Genomic DNA, 18,113 nt, shown 5'->3' on the forward strand with positions numbered 1-18,113 from the left:
TGTGGTAATCTATTGGTCAACTTATCGCCGTGTTTAATCCTTGACCTTACAGTAGTAACAGAAAGATAAGTCTTTCAATATAATTAAATCTTATGAATAATCATAAAGCGCTCATCAAAGGCGCATTAAGCAGAGCATATTAGGAATAATAATCATGAAAAATGCAGATATAAAAGCTAATAATAATGAGAAAACTGATGCTAAGCATTTAAGTGAAAACTCAGATTTATTGATTAAGCAACAAGTGACTGATCAGCAGGTACTTATCGTTGGTGGCGGGCATGTCGGTTTGTCCTTTGCGTTATTACTCGCACATCATGGCATTGCTAGTACTTTGCTTGAAAAAAACCGCTATCCAACTGTTGGTCCAGAAGACGATCAGACACGCAGTCATTATTTAGACAGCCGCAATACTGCTTTGTCACGGCGGACGGTAGAGATTTATCAAGAAATTGGGTTGTGGGCGCAGCTGCAAAGTCATGCTTGCCGTATTGATGCGGTGCAGATTAGTGAACAAGGTAGCTTTGGGCGGGCGCAGTTGAATAAGACTGATGAGAAAGTCGACTCCTTTGGGCAAGTGATGGAAAATGCTTGGCTGGGTCGTAAGCTGTTATTAGCCGCGCAACATGAGTCGCTGATTACCTTAATAGACAATGCGGCGGTCACTAGTATTGATCAACAGACAGATGGGGTGACGCTCACTTTTAATTATTATGATGAAAACGAGCATGAGCAGCAATTGCAAGGCAGTGTATTGGTTGCTTGTGATGGACGCGATTCTACCGTGCGCCAGCTACTCAATATTGGCATAACCACTTATGATTATGAGCAAACGGCTATTGTTGGGGTAGTGGAGACCGATAAGCCGCATGAGCACGTGGCGATTGAGCGCTTTAGCCCCGCAGGACCACTGGCAGTATTGCCGCTGATCGATCCAGAAGGTGATGGCAATGATGATTATCAGACAGGTTTTAGGCGTTCAGTGGTTTGGGTCTGCCCAACAGGAGAGGAAACGCAATATTTAGAGGATGATGCGCACTTCTTACAGACGTTACAGCAAGCCTTTGGTCAGCGTGCTGGCAAGTTTGTAACAGCCGGTCGTCGCGGTGCTTATCCATTGACGCGAGTGTTAGCAAAAGAACAAGTTGATGGGCGCTGTGTCATTATGGGCAATGCCGCGCATACTTTGCATCCGGTGGCGGGTCAAGGGTTTAACCTCTGTATGCGGGACGCGCATGTATTGGCGCAGATGCTCAGTACGCAAGTATTAAAAGGTGGCGACATCGGCGATCCGCAATTGCTAAAACGTTATGAGAAATCACGTCAAACCGATCAAAAACGCGTCATTCGCTTTTGTGATGCGGTAGTACATGGTTTTACTCATCCGAATCCTGCGATTAAGCTGGCACGTAATGTGGCCTTGGTTGCCTTTGATAAATTACCAAATATTAAGCCATTGGTTGCTAATTATGCGATGGGCTTAAAGTCTTAGCGTTTAAAAATAAAAAGCTAATAATTAAATAATATTGCGGATAGCTTTTGGCCTCACTCGATGCAGTGACCCTTACTGATTAAAGGATATATTATGAAAAACAATCACACGCTTATTATCGGTGGCGGTATTGTTGGTGCCACTCTTGCGCTAAAGCTAGCACAAGCCAACCGGCCTGTCACTTTGATTGATGCCAGCCCTAAGTGTAATGAAGCAGATTGGGCAGTTAGACTTGCTCAGCGTGATGCGCGTGTTTATGCGCTCAGTCTCGCCAGTATTGGCCTATTAAAAGAGGTGGGCGCGTGGCAAAAGATAGTGGAGTCAGGGCGTAAGGCGGACTATTCGCAAATGCAGGTCTGGCAGCTGAATGGTATCGGCGAGCTAAAGTTTGGTGATGAAGGTCTTAGTAACGAAAGTCTTGATGCTAAAAGCTTTGGTAATAAAGGCTTTAATGACAATTTTAATCAAGCTAGCTCTTCGCCAAAACTACTCGGTAGTATGGTGGAGCCTTTTGTTATTGAGTATGCGCTGTGGCAGCGTATGCAGGAAGAAGATGTTAGCGGCTATCTGACCGTTATCGCAGGGCAAAAAGTCGTAGAGATGGATTGGTTAGGGGCGCAGCAAGGCTACCGCGTCACGCTAGAGGATGGTGCAGCTATCGAGGCAGCACTGTTGGTAGGTGCAGACGGTCGCGGCTCGTTTGTGCGCAAGCAAGCAGGGATTGAGCTGGATACTTTAGATTATAACCAGACCGCGATTTGCTGTGCCATTCAAACCGCCAAACCGCATCAAGCGACTGCCCGCCAAGCGATGCTGCCCACCGGTACGCTAGCGCTATTGCCATTAGCAGATATCACAGTAGAGGATAAGGCCAATCCGCAACATTGGCAATCTGTGGTCTGGACATTACCGCGCAATCAAGCTTTGGCACTTATAGAAGAGCCGCCGCGAGTTATCGCTGATAAATTGGCGGCTGCTAGTACTTATGAGCTTGGTGCTATTAGTCAGATTGAATCTATCGCCAGCTTCCCATTAGCTGCGCAGCAGGCGAAAAGCTATATCGCTGACAATTTAGTATTGATTGGTGATGCTGCTCATGGCGTACATCCGTTAGCAGGGCAAGGGCTAAACCTCGGGATGCTTGATGTCCTAGCGTTAAGCGCACAATTAGAGAACGACTTTGCCCGCAGTAGCGGTACTTTATGGGGCGTGAGTCAAACCTTACGCACTTATGAGCGTACGCGCCGTCCACATAACAGTCTGATGATGCACAGCTTTTCGGCATTAAACTGGTTATTTGCTGGCGAGTTGGCACAATCACGGCCTGTGCAGCAGATTCGTAATGAAGGCATGTATCGCGTTAGCAAAATAAAGCCGCTAATGCGTTTGTTTGCTAAGCAGGCGAGTGGAGTTTAAAAGTTTAAGCATCATGAGGAAAGAGTCATAAAAACTAAGTTATGGACAACAATGTTAATTATGGCAGGCGCTTTGACATTATCAGCATGTCAGACTCTTTCGGTATCGTCTTCTGAGCCAAACTCTGTGTCTAAAAGTTCTGATAACTATAAAAGTGAAAGTTATGGAAATCAAAATATTATCACTTTAGTACCAGATGTTCCTGATTCAGATGGCGATGGCGTCTTAGATGATGTAGACGCGTGCCCTGGAACCCCACTGCATACTGTAGTGGATAACACAGGTTGTACCATAGTGGTTGATGTAGGGGGCCTTGAAATGGAGTTTCATGGGTTTTTCCCACCGATGAGCAGTCAATTACCCCCTATTTATCATCTAGAATTTGCAAAAATTGAAGAAAAACTTAATGAATATCCAGACGCCACTGTTTTTATTTTTGGTCATGTCGCATCAAATGAAACTAATAAAGACTCTTTAGCGACCTTTGGTTTCGAGTCTTTACCGCGTAATCGGGCACTTATTGTCAAAAATATGTTGGTACTAGAACATAATATTGCTTCTGAGCGTATCCATACTTATGATTGCTCAAACAATATCTTGCTATGGATACAGACGCTTTAGACCGTAACTTTGAAGTGCTCACTCTCAAAAATGTTGAGTCAAAAGACAGCCGCGTAACTTTGATGGCAAGCACTGAAGTGAATGACTTAATGGATCTTGAATATGTATCTTATACAAGAAAATATGGTGAATACGCAAAGCGCTGTGACAAGTTTGAATAGCGGTATAAATGATGGTTAATTATTATCAAATATTAAATTTACGCATCACCCTAAAGCCGAAAACACCACCATCAGCACCGGCGAGACAATATTAATAATAAAGCCAAAACTAATAGCCAGCGGCACAACTTTTAGGCCGCCTGACTGCTGAATAATCGGTAACGTAAAGTCCATGCTCGTTGCACCGCCAAGTCCTACCGCTGCCGATGGATACTGGCGCATAAATACCGGAATAAAAATCAGTGCAAAAAACTCGCGTATCAAGTCATTAAAGAGTGCCACACTTCCCCAAATCGCCCCATAAGCATCGGTCATAACGATAGCCGATAGCGAATACCACCCAAATCCTGAAGCCAGTGCTAGCCCTTTCGTCCATGAGACATCCGTAAACAACAGCGCAAATATTAGCCCACCAACCAATACCGATAGCGTAAAGATAATACTCATCTCCACACCACGTTTATTCAGCAGCACTTCTTTAAGCGTGATGCCTGAGCCTTTTAGACCAATACCAACTAGCAGTATTAACAGCATCAGCATAATTGTCATAGTGGTGTCATGTGGCATATAAGCGGCTGGCAAGAAGTGCCCGATGATAAAGCCGAGTACCACACAAATAACTTGAACTAAACTGCCACGAATACTAACGCGGTGCTGCTGAGACTTAGCGCTTGGCTTTTTGGCATGCCACGGGTGCAGATGATCAAACAGCATCAGCGCAAGTAACCCTGTACCGATAGTCAATATCGATAATACCGTCACATAAAGCGCAATCTCTCCCAGCTGACTGCCTAATTCTTCGACTTGCGACAGCTCAATACCGATGAGGGTTAAGATAATAAAGATCAGATAAGACAAGCCTTTATCCGCAAACTTAGTTAGCTTTGGGTTGCTAGGAATAACAAAGCCAATAAATAGCGGCATTAAGACTAAAACAAGGGTGACTAGGCTTTGCATGAGGGCAGGCTCGTAAATTTTTTACTAAACCGGCGATTGTAACATAACAAGATATAAAATCTGGAATGGCTAGGCAAAATTCATCGTTAGAAGAGGCGAATATAAGCAATCTATTACGCCAGTCGTTTTGTCTGCTTCAGCTGGCTTATTTATTGACGGCTCAATGGCACTTATCAAAGGCTTATCTGCTAAATCAGGATAATATTTTCAATAATGACCTCCGCGACTTTTACAGCGTTGATAAGCCGATTGAGCTATTAGCGTCGCTAACTGCAACTGTCCGGATAGTTGAAAGTACGCCAGCTTATCGAGTGTCGCGGCACTATGTCAAGGGCAGGTGAAGACAGAAGCCTCAGGTGGCATTACGCCTGAGAGTGTCCAAGCCGTCGCACAAACGGCGTTGATTTTATCAGTACCACCGCGTTAGACATTGGGCTTGATTTCAGCTCTTAGTTTTGATGGCTTCAGTAGCCTTAAAAGTATCATTATTTAATAGTTTAACGATCGCTTGATCATCGTTTTTGAGCTTTGAATTAGTTGATATTGCAACGCCCAAAAATCAGGTGAAGTTAATGATTTAATTAGGTTATCCGCCTATGATACAATGCCGCTGCTAACCGCCTATTGGGTCATCGCTGCACACGCACGATGGCCTTATCTTTTTGCCGATGGAAAAGTGAGCGTTCAGTGGATACTGAAATTATCAAAATTATCTTAGCTTTTATGGTGCTGATTAATCCGTTTAGCGCCCTGACGCTATTTTTGGATTTAACCCGTGGCTACTCGATGCATAATCGACGTAAAGTTGCCCGTATTTCCTGTCTGACCATTTTTATCACCATCAGCTTTTTTACGGTGGTAGGCGAGTCAATGCTCAACATACTGGGTATCTCTATCGGCTCGTTTCAGATGGCTGGCGGGATTTTAGTGTTTTTAATTGCTATTAATATGATGAATGGTGATGGTAATCCGGTCAAACCGGATCAAGAAAACTTCGACGTCGATCATGTACAGCATAACCCGCCAACCACGGCCGCAGCGGTGGTACCGCTCGCTATTCCGATGATGATTGGTCCTGGCGGTATCTCGACAGTGATTATTTATTCTTCACAAATCTCTGGCATACTTCGCGTGTCTGCGGTACTTATCGCCGGTTTGCTGATTAGTATTTTTTGTTATCTAGCCTTAATGGCAGCAGGGCGTATCAGCCGTTTGCTGGGTGATACCGGACTCAATATTATGAGCCGAATTATGGGTATGCTACTAGCGGCAGTTTCTATCGAGATTATCGTCACCGCTCTGCGTACGTTGTTTCCTAATTTGATGTAAAGGTTTTCTTAGTACCTCTTGCTAGAATTATATTTGCTAGAACTATATTGGATTATCACACCCAAAATTTATCACTCTATCAGCACTTCTCATCAAAATTTTGGCTGCTTAAAAATTAAGCAGCTTATGACACTCCTCTTATATAAAAAATATGACAAAACAGGAAGGCTGACCTATAACCATGGCTATATGTTAGCCTCTCAATTCTGGTAGCTTTCAACCATATTTTATCAATCAAAACGCCTTAACTAGAGTGTCTCCGCAGTCCTATCAATCACCAAAAGTCTCCCTTCTAAACAGCATTCATGAAAATATGTTATAGTAAAACCTCTTTATTTTCAGCAGGAGATGATATTGATTAAGCAACAGATTGCTATTTTAGGTGCAGGTCCAAGCGGTTTGGCACAATTGCGTGCTTTTGAAGCCGCCCGTTTAGCAGGTGTTAAAAACTTGCCGGAAATAGTTTGTTATGAGAAACAAAATGATATCGGCGGTATGTGGAATTATACCTGGCGCACTGGTCTCGATAGAAATGGTGAGCCGGTACATGGCAGCATGTATCGCTATTTGTGGTCGAACGGCCCAAAAGAATGCTTAGAGTTTGCAGATTATTCGTTTGAAGAGCATTTTGGTCAACCTATTCCGTCATATCCCCCGCGTGAAGTCTTAAAAGACTACATCATGGGTCGAATTGATAAGCAAGATGTGCGCAAATATATTCGCTTTGAGTGCCCTGTACGCTGGGTTACCTTTGATGATGAAACCCAAAAATTCACAGTTACGGTCATGAACCATAAAACCGGTGAGCAAGAGACCGACGAGTTTGATTATGTCGTCGTGGCTACTGGTCACTTCTCAACCCCGAATATGCCTTATTTTGAAGGCTTAGAAGAATTTTCTGGTCGCGTTCTGCATGCCCATGACTTCCGCGATGCTTTAGAGTTCCAAGATCAAGACATTTTATTGGTGGGTAGCAGCTATTCAGCAGAAGATATTGGTACACAGTGCTATAAGTATGGTACTAAGTCAGTCACCATTAGCTATCGAAGTAAGGCGCTTGGTTATGACTGGCCCGAGGGTATCAAAGAGGTGCCATTACTGACCCACTTTGAAGGCGATGTCGCGCACTTTGCAGATGGTACTAGTCAAATTTATGACGCTATCATTATGTGCACGGGTTATTTATTCCATTTCCCATTCTTGCCTGATGAGTTACGTCTACAAACCCATAATTGCTTGTACCCAGCCAATTTATATAAAGGTATATTCTGGCAGCCTAATCCCAAGCTAATTTATTTAGGTATGCAGGACCAGTACTTCACCTTTAATATGTTTGATGCGCAAGCATGGTACGTGCGGGATGTCATCCTAGATGACATTCAATTACCTGAGTTAGTGGCACGCGAACAAGATGAGCAGCAATGGCTCGCGCGTCACGAGCAACTTAGTAGCGTCAACCATTCAATTGAGTTCCAAGCGAGCTATATTCGTGATTTGACCAATGCCACAGATTATCCAGAGTTTGCGGTTGAGAAGCAGGGGGATATTTTTAAGGAGTGGCAAAAGGATAAAGTCGCAGATATTATGGGCTTTAGAGAAAAAGCTTATCGTTCTACTTTAACAGGTACTTTAGCGCCTGAATTGCCAGTGCCTTGGTTAAGCGTTCTTGATGATTCGTTAGAGCACTATTTAAACTTATCATTTGTGAAAAGTAAAATAAAGAAAGCCAGTTAATTATCAATATATAATCATTATTTTATTAAGCCAAACACGTATGCTATGCGTGTTTGGCTTTTTTGCTTATGCTTATGCTTATGCCTATCTTAGCTTTAGTATTAGTTCTGATATCAGCTTTGGTATAGATGCCATGCTAAGTACAACATCAATAAGCCTACTAAGGCATCCAATATATTCCATGCTTTTGGCTGTGCAAATATTGGTTTTAGTAACCACGCACCATAGCCTAATGCAAAAAAGAATAAAAATGAGGCACTGACTGCGCCGCTAGCGAAGACCAGTTTGCTGCTCGCACCGGTTGATACCATTCCTACCAGTACTAAAGTATCTAAATAAACGTGCGGATTCAGCCATGTAAAGCCAAAACATAACAATAAGGCTTTTTTTAAGCTAGTAACCACTTGTCCCTCAGCAGTTAATGTATGCGATAAGCGCACGCTGGCATATAAGCTTTGTAAACCGTAGCCAAGCAAAAATACCACCCCTGTGAGCTTGGCAATAGTAACCAGTTGCGGGTATTGAGAAGTTACTGCTCCAAATCCTGCCACACCCGCCGATATAAGTAATGCATCACTGACCGCGCAAAACAGACAGATAATAAAAATATGCTCGCGTTTAATTCCTTGCTTGAGGACAAAAGCATTTTGTGAGCCAATCGCTAGAATCAGCGATAGTCCTAGTAATAGACCAGAAAAATAATCAGTAGCATGCATAATGTGTGCTTTTTGGGTAATAAAACGTTGACGTTTGCTTACTGGCAGAGCGGTAAAAAACTGTTAAGATACGTTATTGAATCAGCGCATGCAATTATAATATAGGCGAGGAGCAGAGTAGGTTATGGTCATAAGTTTGACGAGAATGCTACAGTCATTTGGACAAGCACATGATGACCTGCCGACAACGGCTGCCAAAAATGTGCAGCAAGCTGCTGCTAATAATGCTAATAATGAAGCTAACCGCGATGACAACAACAGTACCAGTATGGGTGATGACCAAAAAGCTCCAATTGCTTCACCGCTTACCGCACCCCAACGTGTCGAACGTATTTGTAATGCCTTAGCGCAAGTGAATGATATTCGCACGCCAACACCGTTGACGGATCGATACTTGGCTAACCGTGCGCAGTTGCGCCCGACCAATCGCCCTCCTTTTGATCCTGATACTTTATGGTATCTCAAATATGGATGTTGCCCGATTATGACTGAGCTTGTTGATGTGGTCGATGAGGCCACTTTAAATGCCATGCCTATTGAGGCAGTGGCTGTTCTAGACCGGATAAATGGCAAACTAAAACGCTACCACGACTGGAGCGATGAGCTGAATGAACAGCAACAACAACAGCATAATGAGCGTCAGTTTGTGATTGATAAGCTGGTGAGTGAGAGTATTCCAGAAGCGCTACATCATTATGAACAGCTGCTACGTTTTAGTCCCCATCGTACTAAAAACCGTACGGTACAAGGTAATATGACGGCGGGCGGTATGCTTACTGATTTGTTCCTAGAAGTTGATTATGAACTCGATGAATTGTTAGATGAGCTGCATCAAACGGTAATGAGCCGTCTGGCCTCAACCCATCGCTATGTTAAAAGTCGCACTAAAAGCTAACGTTGATTGTCACACTACAAATAAGAGACGCATTGCATAACAATATAAGGCTTTAATACGGCCTTATTTTTTTGTTTAATAGTATATGCTTAATAACTCTTTAATAGTGAAAGTGAGTAGCTCAAGCACGCTTTGAATTAATCAGAACTATAAAAACAATAAGTTTAGTAAATAATTTAATAAGGATAAGATGATGACCCAAATAACTGCCATGCTAGTGATGTTTGTTTTATACGGTGTGCTGCCAGCAGCTGGGTTATATTTGGGCTACCGTGGTATCAAAAAAGTCACTGCGCCTAAGATGCTGGAATATAAAGCCATGCCTCAGTTGGGTTATATTCCGGAAAAGAGCTTACCAGATGCGGTAAAAACAGTGCTTGCTGAAATTAATAAAAAAGGCGACAAGCTGCGCGTTATTTATGGTGATACCAATAACGATGGCAAGATTGATGATACTGATTCGGTCACTGAAACCTACATTATGATTCAAAATCTGATGGATAAACATATTCCACAAGCAGTAGCAGATTACCGTCGTTTGCATGATCTAGATGGTGCGCGTGTTGACAGTACCAAGATTAAACATTCTAATGTCACCGGAAAAGAAGCACTATTAGAGGTGCTTGGAACCATTAATGTACAATTTGATGACTTGCTTGATGCGTCATATCATCAAGATGGGCAAAAACTACTGGTGACCAATCGTTATCTGCAACAGCGTTTTGATAATTCCGCCTCTAATATGCAGGTTCAACGTGTTACCAATGACACTCTTAATGACGACGTTAATAAGGATGTTATTGGTAAGTCTATTCAGAATCCTACCATTGACAAAACTACCATTGATAAAATTAAATTGTAAATGGTCAGTTGTGAATGATAGAGGCGACCGATAAAAGGAAAGCGGACATAGCAGATAAAGGACGAACAGGTATGAGTATATTGCTAGGCGTTGGGGTAGTTACCATGGTTACTATCTTATACATGGGTAAGAAGGGCTGGCAAGCACTGCACAAAGTGGTTGGTATTACCCCAGGCGTGCTTACTTACCAAGACCCCAATGCACCATTATTGTTATCGGCTATCACATGGCAAAAACTAGACTTCAATGGGCAGCATCTGAGTAGTTTGTCAGACAGTCAATTGCGTCAATTGCAGCGTATCGATAAAAAGGCAGCCGCTTACCATAATGACCAGCAGAATTTACAAGAACAAGGCCGTATATCAGCGGTTAGCGAAGAGCAATTTGTACTACATAAACTGTTATATACACGGCTACCTGAGATGTTAGCCAGTCACTATCGCTTGCTGGGCTTTAAGAAGGGTTTGTTAAGTGTTACGAATAATGCAAAAGCTAGCAGCACCGATGATGCCAAACAGGCTGAAGCCAGTAAGCTATTGCAGGAAGCTTTGGATAATATCGAAAGGCGCTTAGATATATTATTAGAAACACTCGAGACCCAGAGCTTACAAGAACTACGCGTGATGAAAAACTATTTAAACAGTCAAAACTAAGTCATTTTCTTCGCAACATAAAAATTTGCTTTGTACAATAAAAAGCTGCCAATGATAATTTACCATTGGCAGCTTTTTAAATGACTGCTTTTTTCTAAACAATCAACTGTTAACGCTGATTATTGCGGTCACGCGTATTTCGTGAACCACGACTGGCCGGACTTGCACTACTTTTAGGTTTAGCGCTATGACTACGATTGTCATCACTGCGACGAGCTTTTAGCGGCTTGTCCTTGATACGTTCTTGCTTACGTTTAGCAGCACCGTGTAGACCGGTGCCATGACGTGGGCGCATACTTACCAGGTCCGTTAGCGTATTGATGTCTTTTTTATCTAGTTCTAAAAAACGACCTGTGCGTAGCTCTTTTGGTAACGCAATGCTGCCATAGCTGGTGCGTAATAAACGACTGACTTTAAGTCCTTGTGACTCAAATAGACGGCGTACTTCGCGATTACGACCTTCTTGTAGTTTGACGTGATGCCACTTATTGACGCCTTCACCGCCGCCTTCTTTGATGTCCTCAAACTTAGCCAAGCCGTCTTCTAACATGACGCCTGTGGTCATCGCCCGAGCCATATCTGGGGTCACGTCACCCAATACGCGTACGGCGTACTCACGGGTGACTTCACTGGAGGGATGCATCAAACGATGCGCCATCTCACCATCATTGGTAAATAGTAGCAAACCTGTGGAGTTGATATCCAAGCGTCCAACCATCACCCAGCGATCGTGGGTCAGTTTAGGCAACCGCTCAAATACCGTCGGACGACCTTCTGGATCGTTAGCAGAACAAACCTCACCTTCAGGCTTATAATAAGCCAATACCCGACGACGCTTTTCATTTTCAGCGGTATATTTAATCTGACGGCCATCGACACGAATCTCATCACCTTGCTCAACACGGTCACCGATGGTCGCAGGGCCATTATTAACGGATACGCGTCCAGCTTTAATCACTTCTTCCATCTGCCGGCGTGAACCAAGACCCATACGGGCGAGGGCTTTTTGCAGTTTTTCATCTTTCATAATGCTGTCCTTGAATCGGTAATACATTTCGCAATGTATGAATTTGCAGGTGCACATTCTACGCTATTATACGTCATTTATGACTGAATATTTGCAATACTATTCTATCTATTTGAGTTGTGTTTTAATATATTGCCCAATTTAGGTGTTTTTACCATAAGGAAGCGTGATCTGTTTCTATTATTATAAAAAAACTGATTATTATCCACTTCTATAATAATAAAGAATGTAAAAGGTTTGCCTATTAATTTGCGATAAAAACATAACTTAAAGAGATCAATGATGATAATCGTCAATAGATTATGTTATCATGTTGTCGTTTCTTTGATTATAATGTAACAAGAAACTACAATGATGTCATTGCTTTTTTTCTACTAAGCTCATTGCGTAACCATTACTGCAGTTCATAAGGGTTCTTTCTATGCGTCAGTCATCTAAGCTATTAAGTGCGGCATGTTTAATGGTCAGTATTTTAATTTCTGGTTGTGCCACAACAACTATTAATTCTGGACTGCAGGCCGGAGATTTACCACCTAGTGGTATCTTCTTAGCTGATAATGGCATTCAGTTCAATGTTCAACCATTAAGTTTGGCGACCCTTCCTCCTAAACAAGCTGTTGTACCTAGTAGTGATTTATCTCGTTTAGTTAAAGCCTCTAATCGAGTAGATTATCGTATTGCTCAAGGCGATATTCTAAGTATTATCCTGATTGGCTACCCTGAAATGACGCCTACAGAATCAGCTAGTGGTAACAATCCTTATACTTCAGGCTATCCTGTTGATCAACAAGGTTTTGTTCAGTTTCCACTGATAGGGCGTATTAAAGCCAGTGGTCTGAGCGTGCCGCAGTTTACTGCGAACCTGCGAAGCCAGTTACAACGCTATCTTAAATACTCCGATCCACAAGTAAAAATTATTGATTATCGCGGTAATAAGTTTTTTATTGATGGCGAAGTTAGTAAGCCGGGCGAATTTGCCATTGCCGATGCGCCGGTTTCACTATATAGCGCAATCTCTATGGCAGGCGGAGCGACTCCAACTGGCGACTCAGATAATATCGTATTAAACCGTAAAGGCGTCAGCTATAACATAGGTCTACAGTCATTAAGACAAATGGGATCATCAGCCAACCAGATTTATCTGCAAGATGGCGACTCCATTCATGTTAACAGTCAAAGCCGTAATAAAATATATGTGCTAGGTGAGTTTGGAAAAGTAGAACCTGTTCCTATTCTTGAGCAAGGCATTAGTTTGGCACAGGTCTTGGGTGAGTCCAACGGTCTAAATTCCAGTACTGCTAATGCTGCCAAAATATACGTGGTTCGCGATGATCTAAAGCACCAGTATACCAATATTTATTATGTTGATATGCAGACAATCACTAGCTTTGCGTTAGCCAATCGCTTTGAGATGCAAGCTAATGACATTTTATATGTCGATCCGACTGGTCTGGCCCGTTGGAATCGTGTCATTAGTGCCCTACTACCGTCTACCAATGCAATTACTAATTTTTCACGTCTATAGGTAGAAGTATATATTATGGGTTTTAATAATATTTTAGTGGTCTGTGTGGGTAATATATGTCGTAGCCCTATGGCTGCTGCACTTTTGATGAACCAGTATCCAAAAAAGTACATTGATTCTGCTGGAGTCTCGGCAGTAGTCGGTCATTCTGCCGATCCAAAAGCAATTGAGGTTATGACGGCATGTAACATCGATATGACTAACCATATTGCCAAACAGATCAACGAAGCACTAGTATTAAAAGCAGATCTTATTTTGACTATGTCAGTAAATCAAACCAAGTGGATTGAGGAGCAGTGGCCACATTGCCGCGGTAAGGTTTTTAGAATTGGACATTGGAATGATAAAGACATTGCAGATCCGTATCAGCATGATAAGCCAGCATTCGAGACGGCTAGGCAAGACATCATTGAGAGCCTTGAGCAATGGGCTGAAAAAATTAGCTAAGTGACGAACATACATATGAATACAGATATAAAAAAGTTACCAGAACAAGCCAATAATCGCGATAACAATGAGATCGACTTATCGGCCTTATTTTGGCTGCTATTGCGTGGCTGGAAAGTCATCATTATCTTTGCTTTATTGGGGCTGGCATTAGGGTTGTTATATAGCCGTTATGTCAATCCCACCTTTAAAGCTGATGGGCTGGTACAGATTGATGAGAAGTCAAAAGGTATTGAAGCTCTTGGTGAGAATATCTCTGACCTGATAGGATCAGAAGTTAGCAAGGCGCAGACTGAAACTGAGCTAATAAAGTCCCGTATGGTGTTAGAGCCCGTCGTCAATCTACTACACTTAGGTATTCGAATAAGTGATCCTACAGTCGGTTATGTAGATAGACTATCAAGTAGTCGTATCCATACTCAAGTAAATACCCCTGAAGGTGTGATACTTGAAACTGAAGAGGGGCAAGTACGGGTCAGTCAATTTAATGTATCGCAAGAGTATTCGAATACACCTTTTACCTTAGTGAGATCTAATACAGGATTTGTGTTAAGTAACGACTTTGATGATTTTAAAGGACAATTAAACCAACCGCATCAATTTAGAGGTGTAGATGGTATCATACAAATCACAGTGGAAGATTTGCCTAATCGTGAACATCCTATCAGTATCACTAAGCAGTCGCTCCAGACCACTACAGATGATATAAATGCTGCTTTAACTGTAATAGAAAAAGGCCAGAAGACTGGTATTATCGAGTTGTCTTTGATTGGACACAACCAGCAACAAGTGACCTTAGTATTAAATCAGATTATCCAATCGTATGTGGATCAAAATAAATCTCGTGGCTCTGAAGAAACTACTAAAACGCTTGAGTTTATGGAAACACAGATACCATCATTGAGGGAAAAGCTAGAAGATTCTGAAGCAATATTCAATAAATTTCGGGAAGAAAACGGCACTATTGATGTCAGTAAAGAATCTGAGCTGCTGTTAACAGAAAACTCTAAACTTGATGAGCAGCTTAGTGAGTTAAAACTAAAAAGAGCGGATTTAACGACTTACTATACTGAAGAACATCCCTTGGTCATTCAAATTAATGACCAGCTCAAGGTACTCAATAATAGAAAACAAGAGATAGATAACACCATTACAGGTTTGCCTAAAATACAACGAGAATTCTTAAAACTATCAGAAGATACGGGTATTAATAGAGAAGTTTATCTTACGATGCTCAAAAACTATGAACAGTTAAAAATTGTCAAAGCAGGTCAAATTGGTTTTGCTCGTATTATTGATTTACCTATCAGTACCTATAGAACAATTGCACCAAAAAAGATGCTAATAATGTTATTGGCATTGTTATTGGGCACAATGCTGGGGACAATACTGGTACTGCTACGAAGCTTACTGAAAAACACAGTCAAGGATCCTGAGCGCCTTGAGTCCAAGACAGGAATACCGGTGATTGCTACCATTCCTCGCTCACCGTCACTATCACGATTGTCTAAAAGTAAAACATCGAATCGGTTGCTGGCTTATATTGATCATAATAGCTTAAGCTATGAAGCTATCAAAAGTCTAAGAACCAACTTGATGTTTTCAATGCCTAAACAGGCTAGCGCCGACAAACGTGCGCAAGTAATACTAATCTCAGGCGAAAGCCCAGGCGTTGGTAAGTCATTTATTAGTGGTAATCTTGCAGAGATATTTAGTCAGCTTAATAAAAAGGTTCTAATCATAGACGCTGATATGCGTCTGGGTGAATTGCATAAAGTATTCAATACGAGCCCAGACAACGGTTTGGGGGATTATCTTTCACGAGAAGATAGCGATCTATCTAATACTGTTCACCCTACCTTTATGGACTATATTGATTTTATACCTCGAGGAAAACAGCCGCACAATCCTACGTCGCTACTCGCTAGTGAAAAGTTTAGTAGTTTAATGACAGAGCTGAAGGCACACTACGATTACATCATTATGGATTCACCGCCAGTACTAGCAGCATCGGATGCTATAATATTGTCGGCATATGCAGATAAGGTACTTATGGTTACTAGATATAACCGCTCGATAGAAGGGCAGCTTGCTTATGCGATCAAGCAATTGAATAAAGCCAATGTACAAGTAGATGGTATTATCCTAAATGACGTGCAGCAAGGCATTATGGACAAATACAGTTATCATTATAGTTATGCCTATGGCAATAACCAGCAAGTATCACCTAAGTAAAATAGTTGAATGTTATGTCCATAAAACCAGAGCTTAATGATACTTATTACTCGCCTAGTGGCACTAGTAATTGGTTGCAACGCATTGCTTGGCGCCTATTAGCACTGCCACGCAGTGTTAAGCGCGCTATCTTACTCAGTGCAGATTTTGTGATGTCAGTAGTTTGCTTATTCTTTGCATTGGCATTGAGGCATGGCTACATTGCGAATCATATTAGTCCATTAGAATTATGTATCTATGCCCTTATTCCTATAGTAAGCCTATATATTGTCGGTTTCTATAAAGGCGTGGCTAGGGGTTTCTTTGACGCTATGATGGGTAGCGTACTGCGGTTATTTTTTCTACTCATCATATTCTATGAAGTCATTCTTTATTTTGATTGGCTGCCAGTTATTCCTCGTTCTGTCCCAATATTGTATTTATTCTTATTTTTTATTTGGTTATGGAACAGTCGGTTAACAGTTAAAGAATTATTGGTACGCTTGCAGGGTAAACGCCAAAGACGACCCAAAAGTGATGCCGATCAAGAAAATGTGATTATTTATGGGGCAGGCTTCGCTGGTGTAGAGTTGTTCGAGGGATTAAAGTACTCACACAAATATAATGTTGTGGCTTTTATTGATGATGATCTCCAGCTGACTGGAGGCTATCTGCTAGGTAAAAGAATCTATACTGCTAATGAGTTGGTTGAATTGGTGGATAAACTTAACATTGCACAGGTTTTTTTAGCCGTCCCCTCTATTAGCCGAGCTCATAGAAGACAAATTATCGATAAATTAGCTGGTGTTTCTATTAAGATAAAAGCATTACCTAGTTTACATGAAATTGTCGATGAAAAAGTTACCGTCAGTAGTATGCGTAAGGTTGATATCTTAGATGTGCTAGATCGACAAACGGTCGAGCCAGATACGACCTTATTACAAAGAAATATTACAGATAAATATGTGTTAGTTACTGGTGCAGGTGGCTCCATCGGTAGTGAGCTGTGTCGACAAATTATTAAAAATAAGCCTAAGTGCATAGTGCTCTATGAGTTGTCAGAATATGCCTTATACAGCATCCATCAAGAGCTTATCGGCAATCAAGCAAACCATTCTGATTATAAAGATATCGAAATTGTTGCCGTCATTGGTAGTGTTACTAATCAAGACAAGTTACTCAGAATATTTAAGCAATACCATATACAGACGGTGTATCACGCCGCCGCTTACAAGCATGTGCCTCTCGTTGAGCATAATCCATTCGAAGGGGTAATCAATAATACTAAGGGTACTTATTGTTGTGCTCGTGCTGCTATTCGGGCTGAGGTTGAGACTTTTGTGCTTATCTCTACTGATAAGGCAGTAAGACCTACCAACGTCATGGGCGCGTCTAAGCGTCTAGCTGAGCTGGTATGTCAAGGATTAAGCCAAATAGAGCAAGTAAATAACCGAACCTGCATCAGCATGGTGCGTTTTGGTAATGTATTAGGCTCATCTGGCTCTGTCGTACCTCTATTTACCAAGCAAATTGAGCAAGGTAGATCCATTACCGTCACCCATCCAGATGTGACACGCTACTTTATGACCATTCCAGAGGCGGCAAATTTAGTGATTCAGGCTGGTGCCATGGCAACTGGTGGCGAGGTATTTGTGCTCAATATGGGAGATCCAGTCAAGATCGTCGATCTTGCGCATCGAATGATTCACTTAAGTGGCTGTGAAATTAAGGATGAAAACCATCCAGATGGCGATATAGAGGTTGTCTTCACAGGATTAAGACCAGGCGAAAAACTCTATGAAGAACTCATCATTGGTGAAGATAATGTTGAAGATACTGGTCATCCATTGATTATGCAGGCATTGGAGCATAATTTTCCACTGCAGGATATTGAAGATATGCTGTCTGAGCTTCCCAATAAAGCACAGCAATATGATGTAATCTGGCTAAAACAGCAATTCAAACGTTTCGTGTCTGGTTATCAAGAAGGTTCGCCGCCAGCATAATGTAATTATTTTAATACTTACACCACTTAATATTGATTAGTAAGACCATTTAAAGGAA

17 protein-coding genes are annotated in these 18,113 nt (G+C 41.9%); 13 read left to right on the plus strand and 4 right to left on the minus strand.

Annotated elements, in window-relative coordinates; translation table 11 throughout:
• Positions 1 to 154 precede the first annotated feature (154 nt).
• The 4 genes from JMY06_RS01620 (at position 155) to JMY06_RS01635 (ending at position 3,690) form a co-directional block, all read left to right on the plus strand.
• Positions 155 to 1,492, plus strand: a complete 1,338-nt coding sequence (locus tag JMY06_RS01620; protein ID WP_201615674.1) for an FAD-dependent monooxygenase — start codon at positions 155 to 157, stop codon at positions 1,490 to 1,492.
• A gap of 93 nt (positions 1,493 to 1,585) precedes the next feature.
• Positions 1,586 to 2,908: an FAD-dependent oxidoreductase gene (locus JMY06_RS01625; RefSeq protein WP_201615675.1), complete on the plus strand. Its 1,323-nt coding sequence runs from the start codon at positions 1,586 to 1,588 to the stop codon at positions 2,906 to 2,908.
• 51 nt (positions 2,909 to 2,959) lie between these two features.
• Positions 2,960 to 3,529, plus strand: coding sequence for a hypothetical protein (locus tag JMY06_RS01630; RefSeq protein ID WP_201615676.1), 570 nt, complete (start codon positions 2,960 to 2,962; stop codon positions 3,527 to 3,529).
• Positions 3,511 to 3,690: a hypothetical protein gene (locus JMY06_RS01635; RefSeq protein ID WP_201615677.1), complete on the plus strand. Its 180-nt coding sequence runs from the start codon at positions 3,511 to 3,513 to the stop codon at positions 3,688 to 3,690. Before JMY06_RS01630 ends, JMY06_RS01635 begins: the two co-directional genes overlap by 19 nt.
• A gap of 45 nt (positions 3,691 to 3,735) precedes the next feature.
• Here the strand turns inward: JMY06_RS01635 and JMY06_RS01640 are convergent, their stop codons facing one another.
• Both JMY06_RS01640 and JMY06_RS11980 read right to left on the minus strand, forming a co-directional pair.
• Complete coding sequence (locus JMY06_RS01640; RefSeq protein WP_201527674.1) at positions 3,736 to 4,647, minus strand: lysine exporter LysO family protein; 912 nt, start codon at positions 4,645 to 4,647, stop codon at positions 3,736 to 3,738.
• A gap of 207 nt (positions 4,648 to 4,854) precedes the next feature.
• Entirely contained in the window at positions 4,855 to 4,923 is a 69-nt protein-coding gene (locus JMY06_RS11980; RefSeq protein ID WP_413786263.1) for a hypothetical protein, read from the minus strand.
• Between the two features lie 411 nt (positions 4,924 to 5,334).
• On the opposite strand from JMY06_RS11980, the gene JMY06_RS01655 reads away from it, so the two are divergent.
• Both JMY06_RS01655 and JMY06_RS01660 read left to right on the plus strand, forming a co-directional pair.
• Entirely contained in the window at positions 5,335 to 5,976 is a 642-nt protein-coding gene (locus JMY06_RS01655) for a MarC family protein (protein ID WP_201527711.1), read from the plus strand.
• 354 nt (positions 5,977 to 6,330) lie between these two features.
• Entirely contained in the window at positions 6,331 to 7,710 is a 1,380-nt protein-coding gene (locus JMY06_RS01660; protein WP_265087856.1) for an NAD(P)-binding domain-containing protein, read from the plus strand.
• Positions 7,711 to 7,823: 113 nt separating this feature from the next.
• Here JMY06_RS01660 and JMY06_RS01665 read toward each other — a convergent pair whose 3' ends face one another.
• On the minus strand, positions 7,824 to 8,426 hold the full coding sequence (locus JMY06_RS01665; protein ID WP_201527675.1) for a LysE/ArgO family amino acid transporter: 603 nt from the start codon (positions 8,424 to 8,426) through the stop codon (positions 7,824 to 7,826).
• Between the two features lie 145 nt (positions 8,427 to 8,571).
• On the opposite strand from JMY06_RS01665, the gene JMY06_RS01670 reads away from it, so the two are divergent.
• The 3 genes from JMY06_RS01670 (at position 8,572) to JMY06_RS01680 (ending at position 10,836) form a co-directional block, all read left to right on the plus strand.
• Positions 8,572 to 9,321, plus strand: coding sequence for a hypothetical protein (locus JMY06_RS01670; protein WP_201527676.1), 750 nt, complete (start codon positions 8,572 to 8,574; stop codon positions 9,319 to 9,321).
• Positions 9,322 to 9,514: 193 nt separating this feature from the next.
• The gene (locus JMY06_RS01675) at positions 9,515 to 10,183 is read left to right on the plus strand and encodes a hypothetical protein (RefSeq protein ID WP_201615678.1); all 669 of its coding nucleotides are present in this window, start codon (positions 9,515 to 9,517) and stop codon (positions 10,181 to 10,183) included.
• A 71-nt stretch (positions 10,184 to 10,254) separates the two neighbouring features.
• Positions 10,255 to 10,836, plus strand: a complete 582-nt coding sequence (locus JMY06_RS01680; RefSeq protein WP_201615679.1) for a hypothetical protein — start codon at positions 10,255 to 10,257, stop codon at positions 10,834 to 10,836.
• Between the two features lie 109 nt (positions 10,837 to 10,945).
• On the opposite strand, the gene rluB is transcribed toward JMY06_RS01680, so the two are convergent.
• The gene (gene rluB / locus JMY06_RS01685) at positions 10,946 to 11,863 is read right to left on the minus strand and encodes a 23S rRNA pseudouridine(2605) synthase RluB (protein WP_201615680.1); all 918 of its coding nucleotides are present in this window, start codon (positions 11,861 to 11,863) and stop codon (positions 10,946 to 10,948) included.
• A 421-nt stretch (positions 11,864 to 12,284) separates the two neighbouring features.
• Here rluB and JMY06_RS01690 point away from each other — a divergent pair, with 421 nt between their 5' ends.
• The 4 genes from JMY06_RS01690 to JMY06_RS01705 are packed head-to-tail and all read left to right on the plus strand — an operon-like array spanning position 12,285 to position 18,055.
• A complete protein-coding gene (locus tag JMY06_RS01690; RefSeq protein ID WP_201615681.1) occupies positions 12,285 to 13,388 on the plus strand; it encodes a polysaccharide biosynthesis/export family protein in 1,104 nt (367 codons plus the stop codon).
• Positions 13,389 to 13,403: 15 nt separating this feature from the next.
• The gene (locus JMY06_RS01695) at positions 13,404 to 13,835 is read left to right on the plus strand and encodes a low molecular weight protein-tyrosine-phosphatase (RefSeq protein ID WP_201615682.1); all 432 of its coding nucleotides are present in this window, start codon (positions 13,404 to 13,406) and stop codon (positions 13,833 to 13,835) included.
• A 15-nt stretch (positions 13,836 to 13,850) separates the two neighbouring features.
• On the plus strand, positions 13,851 to 16,070 hold the full coding sequence (locus JMY06_RS01700) for a polysaccharide biosynthesis tyrosine autokinase (RefSeq protein ID WP_201615683.1): 2,220 nt from the start codon (positions 13,851 to 13,853) through the stop codon (positions 16,068 to 16,070).
• Between the two features lie 14 nt (positions 16,071 to 16,084).
• Positions 16,085 to 18,055 carry a polysaccharide biosynthesis protein gene (locus JMY06_RS01705; RefSeq protein ID WP_201615684.1) on the plus strand — a complete coding sequence of 657 codons (1,971 nt, stop codon included), beginning with the start codon at positions 16,085 to 16,087 and terminating at the stop codon, positions 18,053 to 18,055.
• Positions 18,056 to 18,113 lie beyond the last annotated feature (58 nt).

Origin of the sequence: Psychrobacter urativorans (assembly GCF_904846675.1) — a bacterium.
GTDB classification, from domain to species: domain Bacteria; phylum Pseudomonadota; class Gammaproteobacteria; order Pseudomonadales; family Moraxellaceae; genus Psychrobacter; species Psychrobacter urativorans_B.